Below are 21,761 nucleotides of genomic sequence, written 5' to 3'. Positions count from 1 at the left end.
TACAGTGAGCGCAAAAAAGCATGGCAAGGAGTTATCACTAAAGTTTTACCGGGAAATGTCTAAAGTACGGGCTTTTGATGAAAAAGCGTCTGAATTATTTACCCAGGCAAGAATGTCCGGCAATATTCATACTTGTATTGGCCAGGAAGCATCCAATGTCGGTGCTTGTCAGGGCTTGCGGCCAACCGACTTTATTACAGCGACGCATCGCGGCCATGGCCAATGCATTGCTAAAGGCGGCGATGTAAAATTGATGTTTGCCGAACTGTTTGGCAAAGAGACCGGCTATTGTCACGGCAAGGGCGGGTCCATGCATATTGCCAATGTCGGACTGGGTATTTTAGGCGCCAATGGCATTGTTGGCGCCGGGATTCCGATTGCCGGCGGCTCGGCTCTGGCTTCCAAAATAAAAGGAACCGATGAAGTAACCTTATCCTTCTTTGGCGATGCGGCTTCCAATCAGGGGACTTTTCATGAAACGATGAACATGGCGGCTGCCTGGCATCTGCCGATGATTTTCATGTGTGAGAATAATAAATATGGCGTTTCGGTCTGCATTGACCGGGTAACCAATACCGAAGATATCGCCGACAGGGCCAAGGGGTATAATATTGCCGGTGTTGTCGTGGATGGCAATGACGTTTTTGCTGTCTATGACGCGGTACAGGCGGCGGCGGAGCGGGCCAGAAAGGGTGAAGGGCCGACCTTGATTGAAAGCAAAACATATCGCTGGCATGGACATTATGAAGGGGATCCCATGGTGTACCGGACGAAGGAAGAAATAAACGAATGGAAAGCAAAAGATTGTATCGCCCGTTTGCGCCAGGATATATTGGCGAATCACTTTGCTACTGAGGAAGAATTGGACAAAATACAAGGGGAGGTCAAAGCGGAAATCGAGGCGGCTGTTAAGTTTGCCGAGGAATCTCCTTTCCCTGAGGCAGCAGAAGTTACGACGGATGTATATGTCACTGACAACGAGAGGAGTGTTACTCGATGAGAAAGATTACTTACGGGAAGGCTATCAGCGAAGCCATGCATGAAGAAATGGTCCGGGATGAAAATGTTTTTATTCTTGGCGAAGATATGGGAATTATGGGCAGTGTCTTTGGTTTGACGAAAGGATTTCGCGATGAGTTCGGTGAAAACCGCGTAATTGATACGCCAATCTCTGAATCCGGCTTTATCGGCATGTCGGTTGGTGCGGCAATAAGGGGAATGCGTCCGGTAGCCGAGTTAATGTATGTTGACTTTACCAGTGTTTGTTTTGATCCGATTATTAATCAGGCGGCCAAAATGCGGTATATGACAGGCGGACAAGTTAAGGTTCCGATGGTCATTCGGGCGCCGGAAGGCGCAGGACGCCGAAATGCCGGTCAGCATTCGCAAAGTTTGGAATCTTTGTTTACTCACATACCGGGGTTAAAAGTAGTTGCACCGGCAACGCCGTATGATGCTAAAGGTCTGTTAAAAGCGGCCATTCGCGATGATGACCCGATTATGTTTATTGAACATAAACTGCTTTATGCCGGCAAGGGAGAGGTACCGGAGGAAGAATACATCATTCCGCTGGGAAAAGCAGATGTAAAGCGTGCCGGCAAGGACGTAACTATCATCGCGTATTCCCGTCAGGTTACTTTTGCCTTGCAGGCGGCGAAGGAATTGGCGGATGAAGGAATTGACGCCGAAGTCATCGATCTTAGGACGTTGGTTCCTCTCGATTGGGAGACGATTGAGGCATCAATTAAGAAGACCCACCGGGTCGTAATTGTTCAGGAGGCACCGAAACGCTGCGGCTATGCAGGAGAAATTTCGGCTCAAATCATGGAGGGTGCTTTTGATGAATTAGATGCACCGGTGAAACGGGTTGCGGGTCTGAATGTAATTCCGCCTTTCAGCCCGGCGCTTGAGGATCTTATTTATCCCAATCCGAAGGATATTGTCACAGGCGTAAAGGAAATACTGGGGAAATAATCGCTTTATACTGAAAGGAGAAAAATAATGGCTACAGAAATTAAGATGCCTCAATTGGGATTAACCATGACCGAGGGAACAATCGGACAATGGAAAAAGCAGATTGGCGACTCGGTAGCAGAAGGCGAAGCCCTGGTTGAGATTATGACCGATAAAATTACCAGCGAAGTGGAATCGAATGCCGCCGGAATATTGCGGGTCATTGCCGCCAAAGAGGGCGAAACCATCCCGGTACAGGGACTGCTGTGCATTATCGGTACGGCCGACGAAAAAATTGCCGAGCCCGGTGCCGCGGCTGCGGCTCCTGCCGGCGCGCCTGCTACCGCGGCTGCTCCCGCAGCTAAGAAAGAAGCGAAATTCTCCAAGGCTGCCCAAAGAATGGCGGAAGAAAATGGGATTGATATTCAGGCAGTGCCCGGTTCCGGTCCGGAAGGCCGGATCGTGACAGCTGATGTGGAAAAATATCTGCTTACTGCGCCTAAAGCAGGCGGACGGGTGAAAGCATCTCCTTTGGCCAAGAAAATTGCCGCCGAATTAGGAGTTGATCTTGCCAAAGTGGCCGGCACCGGTCCGGAAGGCCGGATTGTGGAAGAAGACGTGCAAAAGGCTGCGAAAGCACCGGCAGCTGCAGCAGCTCCCGCTCCTCAGGCACCGGCTGCCAAGCCCGCTCCGGCAGCAGCTAAAACAGGAGAACCCCTTGTAGGCATGCGTAAGGTTATTGCCGAGCGCATGACAGCAAGTAAACATACCGCACCGCACGTTACCCTGATGACCGAAATTAATGTGGATGCCACGGTAAAATTCAGAAAAGAACTGAATGCCAATAATACGGATGTGCATTTCACCTATACCGATATTCTGACCAAGATGGTGGCTGCTGCTCTGGGGCACTTCCCCATGGTAAACGCTTCTATCGTCGATAATGCGGTCGTAAAACATGAAGACATCAATATTGGTATAGCAGTTGCTTTAGATAACGGGCTTTTGGTTCCTGTACTGCGCAATGCCGATAAATGCGGCTTGAAAGAAATTCATGCCAGATGCAAGGAAAATGCCGACAATGCCCGCAGCAATAAGCTGAGCCTGGATTTGTTAAGCGGTGGTACCTTTACCATCAGTAATTTAGGCGGCTACGATGTAGACGGCTTTACCCCGGTTATTAATCAGCCGGAAAGCGCAATTTTAGGGGTTGGCCGCATTATCAAAAAACCGGTGGTTGTGAAGGACGAAATTGTGATCGCCTCAATGATGACCTTGAGTTTATCCTTCGATCATCGCATCCTGGACGGTGCCCAGGCAGCTAAATTCCTGAAATGCATTAAAGGCTATTTAGAAGATCCGATGAGCATACTATTATAACGATGAAACAAGTCTGCCTACTGAACCTGAAACGCATTCCCTATCCGGCTGCCTGGGAGATGCAGCTGAAAATGGTTGCTCAGCGGCGAAAAGGGGAAATTGAAGACAGTCTGATTCTGCTGGAGCATGATCCGGTGTTTACCGTTGGCCGGGCCGGCAGCCATACCAATATCAAAGTAGATGACTCTGTCCTGAAAACGGAAAATATTTCCGTTTATGATGTGGACCGCGGCGGTGATGTTACCTATCACGGTCCGGGCCAGGTGGTATGTTATCCCATCCTGGATTTGACCAAGCACGGCCGGGATATGCACCGTTATGTACGCCAACTGGAAGAGGTGATTATCCGTACCGTCAGCGAGTATGGTATTGAAGGCTTTCGTGAAAAGGGGCTTACCGGTGTCTGGACAGAGCAAGGGAAGATCGCTGCTATTGGTGTTGGTGTGAAAGGCTGGGTGTCTATGCATGGATTTGCCCTGAATGTTCGTCCTAACATGCAGCATTTCAGCATGATTAATCCTTGCGGTATCACTGATCGTCCGGTAGCCAGTATGGAATATTTCGGCGTGACGGTGAGCCGGAATGAAATTTGCCGGCAGGTGATTGAAAAATTCGCTGAAGTATTTGAGGTAAAAATCGTACCGGTAAGGAGCGGCGAAAATGGAAGCAGTAAGGCCTGAGTGGTTGAAGATTAAAAGTCCCGATGCGGCAAAAATGCAGCAAATTAAAATGCTGATGGATCGGCTGGATTTGCATACCGTATGCGAAAGCGCCCAGTGTCCCAATGTGGGAGAGTGCTTTGGGCATCAGACAGCCACCTTCATGATTCTGGGAGATGTCTGTACCCGCAATTGCCGGTTTTGCGCCGTTCATCATGGCATTCCCGGCCGGCCCGACCCGGCGGAGCCGGACAATCTGGCTGAAGCGGTTCAGACTCTTGGTTTAAAATACATTGTAATTACTTCAGTCACCCGGGATGATTTGCCCGATGGCGGAGCCGGCCATTATGCGGCGGTTCTGCAGTCGGTTTATCATAAAGTACCGGATGCTGCTATTGAAGTGTTGATACCGGATTTAGCCGGCAGCGAGGCTGCTTTGGCTGTTGTCGTGGCAGCGCGGCCCAGTGTGCTGAATCACAATGTGGAAACCGTACCCGCTTTGTACAGCCGGGTACGGCCTGAGGCGGATTACCAGCGTTCTGTCGACCTGTTTGCAACAGTTAAAAAGATTGATCCGAAGATGATTACCAAATCCGGCATGATGCTGGGATTAGGGGAAAGCGTTGGCGAAGTTACCAAAGTGATGGAAGATCTCAACCGTGCCGGCTGTGATATTTTAACTCTTGGACAATACTTACGGCCTTCCGCCGCTCATATTCCCATGGAACGTTATGTAACACCCAAGGAATTTGAGGAGTATCGCCGCATCGGTTTAAAAATCGGTTTTAAGGTTGTTGTTGCCAATCCGCTGGTACGAAGCTCGTATTACGCCCGTGAAGCATATCAACAGGTTTTGGCGGGTTCCCGCCGACAATAACCGAGATATAATGAGGAGGAATTTGATTATGGCAGATCCACGCAAATTATTGAATGACTTTCAGGCAGGTTTAGGAAAATTAGGCAAGGATACACCGGAAGTAGCCGCTGCATTTGTTAATATTACTAATGCTTGTTTTATTGAAGGGGAAATTCCGGCGAAATACAAAGAACTAATGGCATTGGCTATCGCTGCCTATGCCCGTTGTGAATATTGCATTGCTTTTCATGTTTTTAAATCCTTGGAAGTAGGGGCAAACCGGGATGAAATTCTGGAGGCGGCTACTCTGGCAGTAGCCTTCGGCGGTTCACCCACAACAGCATATTGTGCTACGTTAGTCGAAGAATGTTTGGATGCTTTTGAGAAGAAATGATGCTGTATCGCCTGGGGGTGCTGCCCTGGCAGCAAACTCAGGCTGTCTATCATGCTTTGGCGGAAGTCGGCCGGGAGGGACTCATATTTTGCCGTCCGGCTCAGCGTTATGTGTGTCTTGGGTTTCATGACGATCTTAAAGAAGAAGTAAATATTGATTTTTGTCAGCAGCAAGCCATTCCCCTCATCCGCCGCGAGACGGGTGGGGGTATGGTGCTGCTGGATCAAAATCAAATTTTCTTCCAATTGATTTTACATAGAAGCAATCCGTTGCTGAAAGGCCGGCGAGATCAATTTTTTCAACAATTTTTGGCACCGGCAGTTGCGGCTTTGCGGGACTTTGGTCTCAGTGCCGCCATTCAGCCGCCGGCGGATATTGTAGTGAATGGCCGGAAAATTTCCGGCAACGGTGCCGGCGACATTAACGGCTATGCCGTCTATATCGGCAATATTTTAATCGGTTTTGACCGGGATACAATGGCCGATGTGCTGCAGGTGCCCTGCGAAGAGTTTCGCAAATCGGCCCGGCAGTCTATGGAGCAGTACATGACTACTTTAAGCGAAGAACTGGGCTATCAGCCGGATGTGGCTGCGGTCGAAAGCAGGCTGCTGGACCATTTTAAAGCCTGGCTGCCGGAACTGGAGTCAGGGGTGTATTTTCCGGAACTGGAAAATATGACAGAGAAGATTGCCCTGCGACTTACATCACGGGAGTTTTTGCAGCTGCCTGGCAAAAGGCAGCGGTCGAGACAAGTGAAAATTAAAGAAAACGTATATTTACGGCTGCACCGGTATGCGGACGACAGCGGCGAAGGGTGGGCAATTATACAGATAAAAAATCATCGGATCAGCCACTTCGAAACCCATAATATTGCCTGCTTGCAGCAGGCGAAAATCATACCTTTGGCACCGTATATGCAAGAAATTCCCTGGCAGGAAGATGCAATCGAAAAGGCATTGCAGCAGTGGGAAAAAGATCATTGCGGCAAATTGCCGGGGTTAGACCATAAATTATTAATGCAATGGATACTGACAGGTATCTAGCAAGGAGGATTAAAATGTCAAAATATGTTATTCCTCAGGAACTTTATTATACGGAAGATCATGCCTGGATCAAAGTGGAAGGAAATAATGTTCGCATTGGCATCAGCGATTTTATGCAGCAGCTGGCGGGAGAAATCACCTTTATTCGTGTTCCCCGGGTGGGAAAAACATTGGCAGCCGGTGCTACTTTAAGCTCCATCCAGTCAGGAAAATGGGCCGGCAAACTGAAGGTTCCCATGAATGGAAAAGTTCTTGAATCGAATTCGGCTCTCACCACGAACCCCAAACTGTTGAATGACGACTGTTATGGCGAAGGCTGGATTTGCGTTATGGAACCGGCAGATCTGGCCGGCAGTCTGGGAACATTGCTGCATGGCGAAACAGCGGAAAAATTCTTTGCCGAAGAAGAAGCAAAGCACGCGAAACCGGAATAAGCCAGAAGAAGGAGGATTTTATGAGCGCCAAAGTATGTCAGTCATTAAAAGAAATGCTGGGCGAACGCGCTACCGACGAATTATTTGAACGACAGTTCTATGAACGGGATTTGGCGCCTGTTCCCGATTTCCTGGTCAATCCGATGGCCAAGACCATGCCCGATATTGTGGTACGGCCCAACAGCGTGGAAGAAGTAGCGGCAATTGTAAAAATGGCAGCTCAGGAACGGATTCCGGTTACCGGTCGGGCGGGCGGCTCAACCGTATACTTTAATACCGTATGTGCTAAAAACGGAATTTTACTGGATATGAATGAACTGAAAGGGTTGCGCTCAGTCGACGGGGGAAATAATACCGTCAAGGTGGCGGCCGGTACGGTCTGGAGAGATTTGGAGCGGGACTTGAATCGGCAGGAATTGTCGGTCTGCTCCTATCCCAGCAGTGCACCGGCGGCGACAGTCGGCGGCTGGCTGGCCATGATGGGCTATGGGATCGGCAGTCTGAAATTCGGCCCGTTGATCAATCAGGTGATTGGCGCCCGGACAGTATTGCCGGACGGCAGCGTTCAGAATCTGACAACAACCAGCAAGGTTCCGCTTTCCTGGCTGGCCGGATCGGAAGGAACTTTAGGGCTTATGACGGAAATCGAGCTCAGAGTCCGGCCGCTGCCGGAGCAGGAATGGCACGGCTTGGCCGAATGCGCCAATGCCGCGGATACACAGCGGTTTATTGAGCAGGTTGTTCAATTGCCCAGTCTGCCCTTTAATCTCCATTTCAGTGATCCGGAGTGTAACGCCCTGCGTTATCGCCATGGAATGGCCGATAAAGAGGCATCTCAGGTCTATACGGTTGCCTTTGACGCCGATGGAACAAAAGCGGCCACCGAAGCTGCCAGAAAAGGATACTTCGAATGCTTGTCGGCAGCAGGTGCCGCTGATCGAAGTGAAGCGGCGGCGGAAGAATGGGAAAACCGCTTTTTTTCGCTGCTGTTAAAACGGGAAGCACCTTCTCTGCTGGGCGCTGAATTGCTGCTGCCGATTAACAAGCTGGCAGCTTATCTGCAATCCGCCGCAGACTATGATAACAGTCAGCATCTGGGCCTGAAAACCTATGGTCATGTCGTTACTTCCAGCCACGTTATGATTATGACGATGTTTAATGCCGACGAACGGGATACGGTAGGATATTTGCAGGGCTTGGCTCTGGTAAAGAAACTGCATGACATCGGCGCCCGATATGGCGCATCGCCTTACGGTACTGGCCTGTGGAACACGCCTTACCTGCATCGCAGTTACAATAAAAGCCAGCTGGCGGAATTGCGCCGCCGCAAGCAGCAGCTTGATCCTCTCAATATTATGAATCCTGGCAAACTGTATCAGTCCCCGCTGTTTTTGACGCCGCCGTTTTATAATATCGGCATGGATTTACTGGCAGCAACCAGATTGTTCTACAAAGGGAGGAGTCAGGCATGAGTGCAAACAGCTTTTATAAAACATTAGCCGAAGAATCCCTGATTTGCGGACGATGTGGCAGCTGCCGTTCCGAATGTCCCACATTCAGGGAAATCGGCTGGGAATCGGCGACGCCCCGGGGAAAGATTTCTCAGGCAAGAGAAATCTTCGCCCGGCAGCAAAGAGATAAGATCAGCCCCGAATTTGCCAAACGGATCACCCAATGTACCATGTGCGGCGCCTGTACGAAAAATTGTGCGGCCAGAATTGATTTGCAGACTTTCTGGCAGGAACTGCGCGGCAAGCTGGTGGAGCAGGGAGTGGCACCGCAAGCGTATACTGCCATTGTATCAAACTTAAAGGATAAAAAAAATATTACTAATTTTGCTAATGTTACCCGGCTGGACTGGGCGGAAGATATGGACGAAGTGCCGGAAAACCTGGATCAGGAGCCGGGGGCTGAGGTGGCGTATTTTGTCGGCTGCGTATCCTCCTTTTTTCCCCGGGCAGCGCAGATTCCGGTTGCCGTAGTCCAACTGCTGCAGAAAGCCGAAGTGAATTTCACCACCATGGGCGGGGAAGAATGGTGCTGCGGCTTTCCTCTGCTGGCAGCGGGAGCCGCTGGGGAAATAGAAGAATTTGTCCGGCATAATGTGGAAACGATACAAAAAATGGGAATCAAGACTTTGGTTACCAGCTGCTCTTCCTGTTACCATACCTGGAGCCATGTTTATCCGAAGATTATGGGGAAAGAACTGGGATTCCGGGTGGCTCACGTCACCGAGTATCTGGCAGAACTTCTGCAGGCGGGACGGCTGGTGCCTAACGAACTGGAAGAAACAGTAACTTATCACGATCCCTGCGATTTGGGACGCAACAGCGGGGTGTTTGAGCCGCCGCGTCAGATTATCCGCAGTATACCGGGCATTACCTTTGTGGAGATGCCTACCCACGGTATGGATTCCACCTGCTGCGGCGGCGGCGGCAATCTTCAGGGAGCTGACAGCAAACTGGCGGATGCCATTGCCGGTAAGCGAATCGCGGAAGCGGCGGAAACAAAGGCGAATATTCTCGTGTCGGCCTGCCAGCAGTGCGAACAGATGCTGGAAAAGGCAGCCCGGAAAGAGAAAATTCCCTTGCAGGTTATGGATGTGACTGAACTTTTATGGATGGCAGTAGAAGATTAGCCGGCTGATAATGATTTAGAGTAAGGAGTTGGAGTACATCATGGTAAGAATTGGCGATTGGGACTTTCCCGAAGATTTGCTGTATGACCGGCATAATCAGTGGATAGCCAATCTGGACAACAAAATACGTTTTGGCTTAACACCTTACGGTTTGGCGATAACCGGCGATGTGCTGTATCTAGCGCTGCCGGAGGCAGGAGCGGTAGTGGAAAAAGGCAGCGGCTGCGGCTCGCTGGAAGCGGGCAAATGGGTCGGACGTATTTACGCTCCCGTCAGCGGCCGGATTGTCCAGGTGAATGATGAAGTTGTCAAGCAACCCGGCAGTATCGGCAAATCGCCCTATTCCAACTGGTTTGCCGAGATTGAGCCGAGCGAATCCCTGGATATGACTGAGCTTATGACGATAAACCAGTTGTCGGACTGGCTGACGGAGGAACTGAAACAAGATGCCTAAGCCGCAGCAAGATCTCGCCTTCCGGGTGCTGGATTCGGCGCCGTTTACAGCAGCGGAGCATATGGCGTTGGACGAAGTCATTGTGAAGGCTCATAGCGAAGGGTTGATTCCCAATACGCTGCGTTTTCTCCAATTTAAGCCCTGCACTCTGGTAGGACGGCATCAAAATGTTTATTTGGAAGTAAATGTTCCTTATTGCCGGGAACATGGCTTGGATATTAACCGGAGAATTACCGGAGGCGGCAGCTTGTATTGGGGACCGCTGGAATTAGGCTGGTCGCTGCATGCCGCCAAAAATACGCCGGGGATTCCCCGGAAGGTGGAAGATATGTACCGCCTTTTGCTGGAAGGGACTGCTAAAGGACTACAAAAACTGGGATTGGCGGCTGCGTATCGTCCTTTTAATGATATTGAAATTAAAGGTCAAAAGATAGCCGGCAGCGGCGGAACGGAATTAAATCATTCCTTCATGTTTCAATGCAGTCTGTTAGTTGATTTTGATATCCGGGAAATGGTAAAAGCGTTGCGCTTTCCTGTGGAAAAAATGAGTGATAAAGCCATTCGCTCCATGGATGAGCGGGTGACTTCTCTGCATAAGCAGCTGGGATATATTCCCGCTCACAGGGATATCAAGCAGGCGGTATTATCCGGGCTGCGGGAAGCCTTGAAATGTACCTTTTATCCCGGGGAACGTACTGCGGCGGAGCAGGAAATGTTTCAGAAGCGTCTGCCGTATATCCAGTCGGAAGAATGGATTTACGGAACGGACAGCCGTGTCGTAAATACTCTTGACTGTTTGGCCAGTTACAAGGCGCCCGGCGGTTTGATCCGGATTCAAATGCGGCTGGATGACAAGATTCAGGTGATTAAATATGTCATCATAACCGGCGACTTCTTTGCCTATCCGGCCAGAATGGTGAATGACCTGGAAACCGCTTTAAAAAATACGCCGATTGATCGGGCAATAATCAGCTGGCGGATTCATGACTTTTTTGCCGGCTCAGCGGCGGAGATCCCCGGCGTAGCGGCGGAAGATTTTATTGCTGCCGTTTGGCTGGCGGTGGAACGGGCAAAAGCAGGCGGCGGCCGGCCAATCACCGGGAAGGCTGCTGTGGTGTCATGCTGAAAGAGACATACGATGCTGCAGTTGTCGGCGCAGGGCCGGCGGGGAGTACGGCAGCGCGCATCCTGGCCCAGGCGGGCTTAGCGGTGCTTTTGGTTGATCAGGTTAACGCGGTCGGGGCAAAAGTGCAATGTGCCGAATTTGTCCCGCGAATCCTGAAACAGCATGCTGCAATCCGGCCTCAGGATATTGCCCAGCCGATAGACGGGATGCGGACCTTTATCCAGGGAGTGCTGGCAAACCAAATCAAAGCACCCGGTTACATATTGAATCGCTGTCTGTGGGATAAGTACTTAGCCGATTCCGCGGTTCAGGCCGGAGCGCATTTATCATTGGGAATACGGGCGGTTCATTGGCAGGATAATCAGCTGATACTGCAGTCCGGTTCAAAACAATGGACAGTTAATTGCCGCCTGCTTGTCGGCTGTGACGGACCCCGCTCAGCCGTCGCCGGGTGGCTGGGAAATCCCCGGCAGGAAACCAGCGTGGCCTTGCAGTATGAAATGACATTGACGCATCCCATGAAGAATGTGGAAGTTCATTTTGAACCATGGCTTTATGGCGGTTATGCCTGGATATTTCCCAAAGGGAAATACGCGAATGTAGGCTTGGCCGCGCATCCCTCCTGCCGGGGTCAATTAGAAGTCTGGCTCAATCGGTTTTGCCAGACAATAGCCGCCAAGCAGATCATAACCGACTGTACCATTCATACCCGGACCGCCGGGCTCATACCGGCAGGCGGCCTGGCTGCCCGGTTAGCCGGAGACGGCTTGCTTTTGGCCGGAGATGCCGCCGGCTGTGCACATCCTATCACCGGAGCGGGAATCATGGCAGCAGTCAGGAGCGGAGAACTGGCAGCCGGTGTCATTCAGCGGTATTTTCCTAACCAGGCAGAAAAAATCGCCGCCGAATATACAGCGGCCTTGCAGGAAGAGTTCGGCATTTATCTGACTAAGGCCCGGCAAGCGATAGTACGGCGCGATGAAGCTTGGACAGCGGGGGAAAGGCCTTTTTCAGACGTAATTCATCATAGCTGGATATCATTTTCAGAATATTATCGAAGGTAACTATACTATGTACCATCTCGGAGGCGAACCATGACATCTGTCAATCAACTTACAAGTCCGGAATATGTGCAGACCAGTCTTGCCGGTGCTATGGCCCTGGGACTGGAGCCGGGACGGTTTTACCGGGACGCTTATCCCGGAAGTTTAAACTTGCTGCTGACTTATCCGGATGGCTGCAAGGCAAACTGCAGTTATTGCGGTTTGGCTAGGGAACGTTCCCCAGTGGTGGAGGGACAGACTTTTATTCGGGTAAAATGGCCGGTATACCCATTGTCGCAAATCACCGCCATATTAAAGCAGCAGCAGGAGCAGCCGCCGCGGCATAAATCATTCGGCCGGATTTGCATATCAATGATTACTCATCCCCGGGCCGAACAGGATAGCATCGCTGTAGCAAAACAGCTGCGGGAAGCTGTTCCTTTACCGGTCAGCGTATTAGTATCTCCCACGTTGATTCCGGATACGATTCATTATTTTTCCCAGCTGAAAGCGGCAGGAGTTGATTGGGTAGGCATCGCTGTCGATGCGGCAACGCCGGAAATTTTTGCTAAGTTTCGGGGGAAACAGGTAAGGGGACCTCATCAGTGGAGTAAATACTGGGGAACCGTTGATCACGCGGTGCAGGTATTTGGCCGGGGCAAGGTCAGTATTCATCTGATCGTCGGTTTGGGTGAAACCGAGCAGCAGATGGTTGATGCTATTCAAAATGCTGTCCGGCGCGGCGCCGAAGCTCATTTGTTTTCGTTTTGCCCGGAGCCGGGCAGTGCTTTGGCTCACCATGCGCCGCCTGAGCTGGGGCAATACCGGCGAATCCAGCTGGCAATCTATCTTTTGAATCACCAAATCATCGCTGCCAACGCATTTCAATATAATGATCGGGGACAAATCGTCGGCTATGGCCGGCCGATTGCCGAATTGCTGGGAGAAGACCTCGCCGCCGGTATTCCCTTTATGACCTCCGGCTGTCCCGACAGCACAGGCTGTGCAGCCTGCAACCGGCCTTATGGCAATGAACGGCCGGGCCCGGTACTGCGCAACTACCCGGTTACTCCCAACAGTCAGGATATGGCGCTCATCCGCCGGCAGATTTTTCAGGGAATAAAGGGAGCGGGAGGTGACAATCAGGCTGATGGAACATTCTGCTGAACCAGGGGCGGGAACGGAAAAACGGCAGATGGTCTTTTATGCTCCCGGGTCCCGGCATTATGACAATGGCCTTTATACCAACACGCCCCGCTCTTTTGTCAATATCAGCGTAACCGGAACCCAATGCCAATGCCGCTGTGCTCATTGCAACGGCAGCATGCTGTCCGGCATGCTGTCAGCTGCCGAGCCGGAGCTGCTGCTTGCCCAGGCGCAAAAACTGGCCGCCGAAGGCTGCAAGGGGATTCTGGTCAGCGGCGGCGCCTGCAGGGATGGCAGTGTTCCCCTGGAACGGTTTGGCGCAGCATTAAAGAAAGTCAGCGCGCTGGGGTTAAAGGTTGTGGTTCATCCTGGCCTGCTTACGACGAAGTTAGCTGATATATTGGCTGACGCGGGGGTGGACAGGGTAGCGCTGGATTTGATTGGCGATGCAGCGACGATTCGGCAGGTTTATCATCTGGACAAGACGCCGGAAGATTATCGCCGCAGTCTGCAAGCCGCCCGGAATGCCGGGCTGAAAACGTCACCCCATATCGTGATTGGCCTGCATTACGGTGAAATTCGCGGTGAGTATACTGCCCTGGATATGGTTGCCGCCGAAGGAGCCGACAGTCTTGTATTGGTCATCCTAAAATCGTTGCCGGGTACTGACATGGCTCAATGTCCGCCGCCTGATTTAGCGAAAGTGGCAGCTGTATTTCAGGCCGCCAGGGAAAAGCTGTCGTCTCTGCCGATTGCTTTGGGATGTGCCCGTCCGGCGGGTGAGTACGCCAGAACAGCTGAACGCTATGCTGTGGATGCCGGATTTGCCGCCATTGCTTATCCGGCCAGAGAAACGGTGGATTATGTGTTATCCCGCGGTTATTCCGTAGCCTATCGTGAAGTATGCTGCGGCATACTGACCGATTTTTAATAAAGGCGAACATAGGGAGGAGGAGGTAATGTTATGGATTTTGACAAAGAAATGTTAACCCATTTTTACCGTACCATGGTAAGAATCCGGCACTTTGAGGAAAAGGCAAATGATTTATTCCTCGGCGGAGTCCTGCCTGGATTCATTCACCTATACATCGGAGAGGAGGCAATTGCTACCGGCGTTTGTTCGAATCTGGCGAAAACGGATTTAATTACCAGCACCCACCGGGGGCATGGACACTGTATTGCCAAAGGAGCGGATATTCAGCGGATGATGGCCGAGATCTTTGGCAAGAAGACCGGCTACTGCAAAGGTAAAGGCGGTTCGATGCATATTGCCGATTTCAGCATCGGCATGTTGGGGGCTAACGGTGTAGTCGGTGGCGGCTATAATCTTGCTACCGGTGCCGCACTGGCAGCGAAATTGAGGCAAACAGGACAGGTTGCCGTCTGCTTTTTCGGCGACGGCGCCTCTAACCGGGGGACTTTCCATGAAGCAGTCAACTTGGCTTCTGCCTGGAAGCTGCCGGTTATTTTTGTTTTGGAGCTGAATCAATATGCATCCACAACGCCTTATCGTACCACCTGTAATGTGGAAAACGTATCGGATCGGGCCCATGGTTATGGAATTCCGGGAGTCGTTGTGGACGGCAATAATGTATTTGCTGTCTATGAAGTGGCAAAAACGGCTGTAGAGCGGGCCAGAAGCGGCTTAGGTCCCACTTTTATTGAAGCGAAAACATACCGGATTAAGGGCCATTTTGTCGGTGATCCGGAAAAGTATCGTTCGAAACAAGAGGTGGAAGCCCAGAAAGGCAATTGTCCGATTAAGCGGTTCAAAGAAAAGGTGCTGGCCGACAAAAGCATGACACAGGCAGAACTGGATTCTCTGGATGCGGCGGCAGCGGCTGAAATTGAAGCTGCTGTGAAATACGCGGAAGAAAGTCCCTGGCCGGAACCGGAGGAAGCACTGGAAGATTTGTTTGTGGAAGGGGTGTGGCACGATGCGTAAAATCACATTTTCCGAAGCAACGTTAGAAGCCATGGCGGAAGAAATGCGCCGTGATTCCACTGTGTTTGTGATGGGAGAGGATATCGCCCGGCAAGGCGGTATTTTTGGCCAGTTCAAAGGACTGCCCCAGGAATTCGGTCTGGAACGGGTGCGGGATACGCCGATTTCCGAAACGGCCATTGTCGGCGCCGGACTTGGATCGGCCCTGAACGGCTGCCGTCCGGTGATTGATATGCATTTTGCCGATTTTCTCGGTGTGGCTATGGACGAAGTGTTTAATCAAATCGCCAAAATCCGCTATATGTTCGGCGGGCAGACGGCGGTGCCGCTAGTCGTACGGGCCCCTGACGGAATTATTCGTTCGGCTGCCGCTCAGCACAGTCAATCGGTAGAAGCCTGGTTTCTGCATGTTCCCGGGTTGAAAGTGGTGATCCCCTCTAATCCGGCAGACGCAAAAGGTTTGCTGAAGTCGGCCATACGCAGCGATGATCCGGTGATGTATTTTGAGCACAAACGATTGTTCGGCCAGATGGGAGAAGTGCCGGAAGAAGAATATTTTACACCAATCGGTAAAGCCAATATTCTTCGTTCCGGCAAGGACGTAACGATTATCAGCTATTCCGCTATGATTCAAAAGGTGCTGAAAGCGGCGGAACAATTGGAGAAAGAGGATCATATTTCGGTTGAAGTTCTTGATCTCCGGACGATCTTCCCCTATGACCGGGAGGGGATCGCCGAGTCTGTTGCCAGGACTCACAGAGTCATGGTGGTTCATGAGTCGCCAAAGATTGGCGGTGTCGGTGCGGAGATAACAGCCTACATTTGTGAAACTTTGCTGGATGAACTGGATGCGCCGCCGGTACGGCTGGGACTTCGCCATGTGCCGATTCCGTTCAGCCCGCCATTGGAACAATTTGTGGCGCCTCAGGTGGAAGATATCGTCGCGGCAGTGAAAAAAATGAAATAATTGCTTGGATTTTACGTAAGTCGCCGGCATAGATAAAGGCTGTCCATGTCAGTATCTTATATGAAGGAAGGGATTGTTGTGAAAAAAATCGGGTTTGTCGGAATAGGAATTATGGGACTTCCCATGGCCAGCAATTTGGTGAAAAAAAGCGGACAATCGGTTATGGCTTTCGATATTTCGGAAAAGCAGAAAAATCAATTTAAGAAAAACGGCGGCGTACTGGTCGATGAAGTGAAAGAAATTTATCAGCAATGCGATATCATTTTCCTCTGCCTGCCGACTAATGACCTTGTAAAAGCAAATATAGAGGGAATTCTTGCCGCAGGCAGACAGGGAATCATCATTGTCGATCTCAGTTCAACCGCTCCTAATGTGATACGGGAAATGTATCCCAAAGCAAAAGCAAAGAACGTGAGACTGCTTGATTCTCCGGTCAGCGGAGGAGAATCCGGAGCGATTGCCGGAAGCCTTGTGCTGATGTGCGGCGGCGATCAGGAAATATTTGACGAAGTGAAGCCGCTGCTGCTTTGTGTGGGAAGCTCCGCCACCTATATGGGATCAACAGGCTGCGGCTGTGTTGCCAAACTTGCCAATAATATGATCGTGGGTTGTAATATTGGCGCAGTATGCGAAAGCTTTGCCTTTGCAGTCAAGGCAGGACTTGACCCCCAGGTTCTTTTTCAGGCGATTAAGGATGGGTTTGCCGGGAGCAAAGTCTTAGACGGCAAGGTACCGAAAATTATCAGCCGGGATTTTACGGCAAGCGCCAGAATTGCCGTACACCAGAAGGATCTGAAAAATGCGGTTCATCTGGCCGAAGAACTGGGCGTGGCGATTCCCCTGTCTAAAATGGTTCTTGATTATATGAATGAAATGGAAGATGACGGCAAAGTCAACGAGGATCATTGCGCCATTGCCCGGATCTACGAAAAGAACATGGGTGTGGAAATAAAAAGTAATTAAGCTTCAATTTTAATAAAAAGCGATACCTTATTCAGCACCGGAATAGACAAGGGAAAATTGTGCAATGCTTTTTAGTGAGTGTTCTTTAGTTGAATACTCACTTTTTGTTGCGCTAATCTGATTTGAATAAATTACTAAAAATTTCAGAAAATAGCCGGAACGTTATAGCGGCTGCATTGCTTCTGCATGTATTTTACCTTGACAAGAGGGAAATTCTAAAGAGAAAGTATTTGGCAAGGAGGATGAAGATGTCAAAATATGTTATTCCACAAGAGCTGTATTATACGGAAGATCATGCCTGGATCAAGCTAGAGGGAAATACCGTTCGAATTGGCATCAGTGATTTTATGCAGCAGCTGGCTGGCGAGATCACCTTTATTCGTGTACCGAGAGTCGGCAAGACGCTGGCGGCAGGGGCTACCTTAAGTTCCATTCAATCAGGAAAATGGGCCGGTAAGCTTAAGGTTCCTATGAATGGAAAGGTTCTTGAGACCAATTCGGCCCTTACAACCAATCCTAAACTATTGAATGACGATTGCTATGGACAGGGATGGATTTGCGTCATGGAGCCTGAGAATTTGGCCGGCAGTTTGGGAACATTGCTGCATGGCGAAACGGCGGAAAAATTCTTTGCCGAAGAAGAAGCGAAACACGCAAAACCGGAATAAGAAGGATTATCGGTATGTTTTATTATTGCAGCGGGAAACCAAAACCGGCTTCGTTATCGACGAGGCCGGTTTTGGTTTCAATCATTTGTAGCAACTCACCTGGGTTAGGCATACTATATCCCGATAAAATTCAATGTGAGATAGTACAGGGGGAGTTGAGTCTACATGTGTGGAATTGCCGGCTGGATTGACTGGAAGCTGGATTTGACAAAAGAGCGCCAAACGCTGGCGGCTATGGTGGAGAAGCTGTCGGCGCGGGGACCGGACGCTTCCGGTATGTATTTTGCACCCCATGCGGCTTTGGGACACAGGAGACTGAGTGTAGTGGATCCGGAGAACGGCGCCCAGCCGATGATTCGAAAGCGCGGCCAATACAGCTATGCCATTACTTATAACGGCGAGTTGTATAACACAGCGGAATTGCGGCAGGATCTGGAATCCCGGGGCTATGGTTTTACCACCCATTGCGATACCGAGATACTGCTGACTGCTTATATGGAGTGGGGGAGTGACTGCGTAGAACGGTTTAACGGTATATTTGCTTTCGGCATTTGGGATGAATTCCGGCAGCATCTCTTTTTAGCCCGTGACCGTATCGGCGTTAAGCCTTTGTTTTATGCCAGGCGGGGAGACGGTCTGATTTTTGGTTCGGAGCTGAAAGCGTTGTTGGCTAATCCGGCTATCAAGCCGGAAATTAATGCCGAAGGTTTGGCCGAGGTTTTTATGCTCGGTCCGGCGCGTACGCCGGGACACGGCGTATTCCGCGATGTCTTTGAATTAAAGCCGGGACACTGTGCCGTCTATAACGAAAACGGACTGTATATCACTCAGTATTGGAAGCTAAACAGCAAGTCACATACCGATGATTTTAAAACCACAGTGGAGACTGTGAGAAATTTGCTGGAAGATACGGTAAAACGGCAGCTGGTAGCCGATGTCCCCGTATGTACGTTATTGTCCGGCGGCTTGGACTCCAGCGCTCTCACGGCGTTAACGGCTTATTCGTATCAGAAGGATGGATTGGGAGCGGTTGATACCTATTCGGTTGACTATCTGGATAATGACCGCTATTTTAAGGCCAGCAGCTTTCAGCCGAATGCCGATGCTCCCTGGGTGGAAAAAGTAGCCAAACACTTCGGCACCTGCCACCATAATGTGCTTCTGGATACGCCGGAGCTTGTCCAAAGTCTGCCTAACGCGGCCATATCCCGCGATCTGCCGGGAATGGCGGATGTGGATACCTCCTTATATCTGTTTTGCCGTGAAATTAAGAAGGGCGCTACCGTCGCTTTATCCGGTGAATGTGCCGATGAGGTTTTTGGCGGGTATCCCTGGTTTTACCGGCAGGATATGCTGAAATCAGGTACGTTCCCCTGGGCGCCTCATCCGGAAATGCGCCGGGAATGGCTGTCGCCGGAAGTGAATGCGTCCATTCGTTCCGGAGAATATGTGAATGAGCGTTATCAGGCAGCGTTGGCAGAGGTTCCCAGGCTGCCGGGGGAAGACGCTCATGCGGCTAGAATGAGGGAAATTTTTTATTTAAGTTTAACTCGCTGGATGCCGACACTGCTTGACCGGAAAGACCGAATGAGCATGGCTTTTGGTCTGGAGGTCCGCGTACCGTATTGTGACCACCGGCTGGTTGAGTATGTCTGGAACGTCCCCTGGGAGATGAAAGACCCTCACCTCAAACGCCCACAAAAGTTAAATGTACATCAATTTCAGGGACACTGCTGCGCCCAGTTGTAGCATCAATACGGATGGCAGTCACTTTACTGATAACGGTTAAGGCCAATTCACGCTGTTTCTCAAATGTCAGCGGCTTATCCTTAAAATAATTCTGCACAATTTCCACGAGATCGTTAGATGTATATTCGGGTGGAGTCGGTGAATTGTTGATTTCTTTAATGATGCTTTTTTTATAGTCTGATATACCGTCCTGCTGTCTTTTAAGGGATTTGAGTTGTTGTTCGGCATCCTTTTCTTCAATAATTTTTTGTTGAAACCACCGTAAAATGGTTTTTCTCTGAGCATGAAGACCATCTTCGCGCTGTTTCAATCGATCAAGGTCATTTTTCTTTTCTTCAATATTCATTTCATTACTGGGGCGGGATATATATTTTTCAAATTCGGCTGGATTGTTTGAGATATTTTCTAGTATATCCATTACTGTGTTTTCAAGTACTTCACAGGGAATACGTCTGGTATCGCAACGGGAACCGCCAGCGTAACGGAAATTGGGATTAACCACCCCATTACAGACATAGTAACCGGGATATGGTTTTCTGCCGCTGTATTCAATTTTCATTTTTCGGCCGCACTTAGCGCAGAAAATCAATCCGGCAAGAACGTGGTCCTTTTTTTGGTTTCTGGATGACTTCATTTTGTTCATCCTTAGTTGTTTTTGAGCGGCATACCAAGTGAGTTCATCGACTATGGCAGGTACCTGTACCTCAATCCATTCGCTTTCCGGACGTTTAACCACTTTTTTACTGTTAATCCCGGTACTTACTGTTTTCGTTGTTAGCGCGATATGCGTACCCATATATCGTGGCTGCTTTATTAAATAATAGATTGTATTAGGTGTCCAAGGTTTCTTAGTTCGTGGGCTAACAAAGCCCTTCGCGTTTAACCGCTTGGCAATCCCCGGAGTACCGATTTTTTCGTTAACCAGCCAAGAGTAGATATGTCTAACGATTTGTGCTTCCTTTTCATTAATAATATAGTTACTACTTTTATGATCGAAGCGATATCCAAAAGGTTTGGTATCGCCGATGATTTTCCCTTGTTGAAGTTTTCCGCGTTTTCCGCGACTGACGCGTTCAATAATTTTTGCCTTTTCATAAACCGACACTGCACCGCGGATTGAATAGAAGAGTTTCCCCTCGGGAGAGTGTTCAAATGTTACAGAAACGAATTTAAGCTGTGCACCCGATTTCTCGATTTCATCGGTAATTATGAGCTGATGGGCAAGATTTCTCGCCAGACGGTCAGGGTCATAGACAACAACAACCTGAAACTTTTTTTGGCCTATCGCTTCCCGTAACTCCGACATCGCCGGCCGTTCGATGTATTCCCCGCTATAGCCATCATCTTTGAATACAGTTATTTCAGCGGCACCCATTTCCTCGGCATACTTTCGGCATGCTTCGATTTGTGTCTCTAATGAGTAGCCTTTTTCGGCTTGGAGGTCTGTACTGACGCGGACATAAATCGCTGCATTTTGCATAGGTTTCCTCCTGAAAGAGAATATACGTTCTGCTATTAAGGTAAAACATAAGCCGGCAGCTTGTTGTTGCGTTAACCCTTTACTATTTCTTAATGGCAATGTGAATAGCGAATGTTGGTTTGATCATATTACACCACCCGTAATACTATTATATGAAACAAAATGTTTCATATCTATAAAAAATACAAAATGTTGAGTTTCATGATGCTTGTTCCTGTATCCAAGCTTCCGAGCTTCCGAGTGATGACTCGGAATTAGAAATTGAGCAACCGGCAGTTATGCGGAATGCGATTTTACTTATTATCGGTGTTCCTGCTGATTGACATGCAAGCAGACAACCAGTATCCGCATATCATGTACGGGGGTGGTGATATGCAAGACCATATAACAATGAAAGTAAACTACGGTAAAAACAGAAAAGCGATTGTTCACGTTACTTTTACGAATAGTCCTTCCAGTGAAAGCATTCAGAAGATGCTGGCTATCATTGTTACCGATCATGAACGGAAGAAGTCACAAGCCGGTTAATCCGGCTGCAATAAAAGTGGACAGCCCAAAATTTAATTTTATCAGTGAATTAAAAGAGCGGTGTGATGAACTGAAAAATGCAATTTAAGCGCTAACAGAAGATAATGGGGAGCTTAGCAGCCGGAGTCAAGAAAAGAAGCGATACCGGTGCAGAATGCGGGCAATAACTACGGAAAAGATTATGAAGACTCCTGCAATCCGCTGGTGGGATAAAAAAATCGCTCGGTTATCCACAAAGGAGGTAACCGAGCGACGCTGGATAGTTGCTTCCTCTGGCAAGGAAACAACTAATTATACCATTTTTGGACAAATTACTACAGATTCTAACACAAAAA

The 21,761-nt window shown here is 49.7% G+C and carries 23 protein-coding genes; 22 read left to right on the top strand and 1 reads right to left on the bottom strand.

Annotated elements, in window-relative coordinates; translation table 11 throughout:
• Positions 1 to 4 precede the first annotated feature (4 nt).
• The 20 genes from ABFC84_15875 to asnB all read left to right on the top strand — a co-directional run bounded on the left by ABFC84_15875 (position 5) and on the right by asnB (position 19,418).
• A complete protein-coding gene (locus tag ABFC84_15875) occupies positions 5 to 1,000 on the top strand; it encodes a thiamine pyrophosphate-dependent dehydrogenase E1 component subunit alpha (protein MEN6414217.1) in 996 nt (331 codons plus the stop codon).
• Positions 997 to 1,974, top strand: a complete 978-nt coding sequence (locus tag ABFC84_15870; protein ID MEN6414216.1) for an alpha-ketoacid dehydrogenase subunit beta — start codon at positions 997 to 999, stop codon at positions 1,972 to 1,974. The genes ABFC84_15875 and ABFC84_15870 overlap by 4 nt, the downstream gene beginning before the upstream one ends.
• Positions 1,975 to 2,001: 27 nt before the next feature.
• Positions 2,002 to 3,333 (top strand): dihydrolipoamide acetyltransferase family protein, encoded by a 1,332-nt coding sequence (locus tag ABFC84_15865; GenBank protein ID MEN6414215.1) that lies wholly within the window; start codon positions 2,002 to 2,004, stop codon positions 3,331 to 3,333.
• A 2-nt stretch (positions 3,334 to 3,335) separates the two neighbouring features.
• Entirely contained in the window at positions 3,336 to 4,013 is a 678-nt protein-coding gene (lipB, locus tag ABFC84_15860; protein ID MEN6414214.1) for a lipoyl(octanoyl) transferase LipB, read from the top strand.
• Positions 3,994 to 4,869, top strand: a complete 876-nt coding sequence (lipA, locus tag ABFC84_15855) for a lipoyl synthase (GenBank protein ID MEN6414213.1) — start codon at positions 3,994 to 3,996, stop codon at positions 4,867 to 4,869. Before lipB ends, lipA begins: the two co-directional genes overlap by 20 nt.
• Positions 4,870 to 4,897: 28 nt before the next feature.
• Positions 4,898 to 5,242: a carboxymuconolactone decarboxylase family protein gene (locus ABFC84_15850; protein ID MEN6414212.1), complete on the top strand. Its 345-nt coding sequence runs from the start codon at positions 4,898 to 4,900 to the stop codon at positions 5,240 to 5,242.
• Complete coding sequence (locus ABFC84_15845; GenBank protein MEN6414211.1) at positions 5,239 to 6,285, top strand: biotin/lipoate A/B protein ligase family protein; 1,047 nt, start codon at positions 5,239 to 5,241, stop codon at positions 6,283 to 6,285. The genes ABFC84_15850 and ABFC84_15845 overlap by 4 nt, the downstream gene beginning before the upstream one ends.
• A gap of 14 nt (positions 6,286 to 6,299) precedes the next feature.
• Complete coding sequence (locus ABFC84_15840; protein MEN6414210.1) at positions 6,300 to 6,719, top strand: glycine cleavage system protein H; 420 nt, start codon at positions 6,300 to 6,302, stop codon at positions 6,717 to 6,719.
• Positions 6,720 to 6,739: 20 nt separating this feature from the next.
• A complete protein-coding gene (locus ABFC84_15835; protein ID MEN6414209.1) occupies positions 6,740 to 8,191 on the top strand; it encodes an FAD-binding oxidoreductase in 1,452 nt (483 codons plus the stop codon).
• On the top strand, positions 8,188 to 9,357 hold the full coding sequence (locus tag ABFC84_15830) for a (Fe-S)-binding protein (GenBank protein MEN6414208.1): 1,170 nt from the start codon (positions 8,188 to 8,190) through the stop codon (positions 9,355 to 9,357). Before ABFC84_15835 ends, ABFC84_15830 begins: the two co-directional genes overlap by 4 nt.
• A gap of 40 nt (positions 9,358 to 9,397) precedes the next feature.
• On the top strand, positions 9,398 to 9,811 hold the full coding sequence (locus tag ABFC84_15825; GenBank protein MEN6414207.1) for a hypothetical protein: 414 nt from the start codon (positions 9,398 to 9,400) through the stop codon (positions 9,809 to 9,811).
• Positions 9,804 to 10,937, top strand: a complete 1,134-nt coding sequence (locus tag ABFC84_15820) for a hypothetical protein (GenBank protein ID MEN6414206.1) — start codon at positions 9,804 to 9,806, stop codon at positions 10,935 to 10,937. Before ABFC84_15825 ends, ABFC84_15820 begins: the two co-directional genes overlap by 8 nt.
• On the top strand, positions 10,862 to 12,001 hold the full coding sequence (locus ABFC84_15815) for an NAD(P)/FAD-dependent oxidoreductase (protein MEN6414205.1): 1,140 nt from the start codon (positions 10,862 to 10,864) through the stop codon (positions 11,999 to 12,001). Before ABFC84_15820 ends, ABFC84_15815 begins: the two co-directional genes overlap by 76 nt.
• A 30-nt stretch (positions 12,002 to 12,031) precedes the next feature.
• Positions 12,032 to 13,147 carry a radical SAM protein gene (locus ABFC84_15810; protein MEN6414204.1) on the top strand — a complete coding sequence of 372 codons (1,116 nt, stop codon included), beginning with the start codon at positions 12,032 to 12,034 and terminating at the stop codon, positions 13,145 to 13,147.
• Positions 13,116 to 14,057 carry a radical SAM protein gene (locus tag ABFC84_15805; protein ID MEN6414203.1) on the top strand — a complete coding sequence of 314 codons (942 nt, stop codon included), beginning with the start codon at positions 13,116 to 13,118 and terminating at the stop codon, positions 14,055 to 14,057. Before ABFC84_15810 ends, ABFC84_15805 begins: the two co-directional genes overlap by 32 nt.
• Before the next feature lie 33 nt (positions 14,058 to 14,090).
• Positions 14,091 to 15,071: a thiamine pyrophosphate-dependent dehydrogenase E1 component subunit alpha gene (locus ABFC84_15800; protein ID MEN6414202.1), complete on the top strand. Its 981-nt coding sequence runs from the start codon at positions 14,091 to 14,093 to the stop codon at positions 15,069 to 15,071.
• On the top strand, positions 15,064 to 16,038 hold the full coding sequence (locus ABFC84_15795; protein ID MEN6414201.1) for an alpha-ketoacid dehydrogenase subunit beta: 975 nt from the start codon (positions 15,064 to 15,066) through the stop codon (positions 16,036 to 16,038). The genes ABFC84_15800 and ABFC84_15795 overlap by 8 nt, the downstream gene beginning before the upstream one ends.
• 45 nt (positions 16,039 to 16,083) lie before the next feature.
• Positions 16,084 to 17,001: an NAD(P)-binding domain-containing protein gene (locus ABFC84_15790; protein MEN6414200.1), complete on the top strand. Its 918-nt coding sequence runs from the start codon at positions 16,084 to 16,086 to the stop codon at positions 16,999 to 17,001.
• Between the two features lie 248 nt (positions 17,002 to 17,249).
• Positions 17,250 to 17,669, top strand: coding sequence for a glycine cleavage system protein H (locus ABFC84_15785; GenBank protein MEN6414199.1), 420 nt, complete (start codon positions 17,250 to 17,252; stop codon positions 17,667 to 17,669).
• A gap of 165 nt (positions 17,670 to 17,834) precedes the next feature.
• Positions 17,835 to 19,418, top strand: coding sequence for an asparagine synthase (glutamine-hydrolyzing) (asnB, locus tag ABFC84_15780; GenBank protein ID MEN6414198.1), 1,584 nt, complete (start codon positions 17,835 to 17,837; stop codon positions 19,416 to 19,418).
• Here asnB and ABFC84_15775 read toward each other — a convergent pair.
• Entirely contained in the window at positions 19,357 to 20,898 is a 1,542-nt protein-coding gene (locus ABFC84_15775) for a recombinase family protein (GenBank protein ID MEN6414197.1), read from the bottom strand. The genes asnB and ABFC84_15775 overlap by 62 nt on opposite strands.
• A 372-nt stretch (positions 20,899 to 21,270) precedes the next feature.
• On the opposite strand from ABFC84_15775, the gene ABFC84_15770 reads away from it, so the two are divergent.
• Together ABFC84_15770 and ABFC84_15765 are read left to right on the top strand one after the other, a co-directional pair.
• Positions 21,271 to 21,426 carry a hypothetical protein gene (locus ABFC84_15770; protein MEN6414196.1) on the top strand — a complete coding sequence of 52 codons (156 nt, stop codon included), beginning with the start codon at positions 21,271 to 21,273 and terminating at the stop codon, positions 21,424 to 21,426.
• A gap of 154 nt (positions 21,427 to 21,580) precedes the next feature.
• Positions 21,581 to 21,761: hypothetical protein (locus ABFC84_15765; protein ID MEN6414195.1), on the top strand; the 181-nt coding region annotated here is incomplete at its 3' end.

This window comes from Veillonellales bacterium, from assembly GCA_039680175.1.
Lineage (GTDB): Bacteria > Bacillota > Negativicutes > JAAYSF01 > JAAYSF01 > JBDKTO01.
This window is presented reverse-complemented; position numbering and strand designations above follow the sequence as displayed.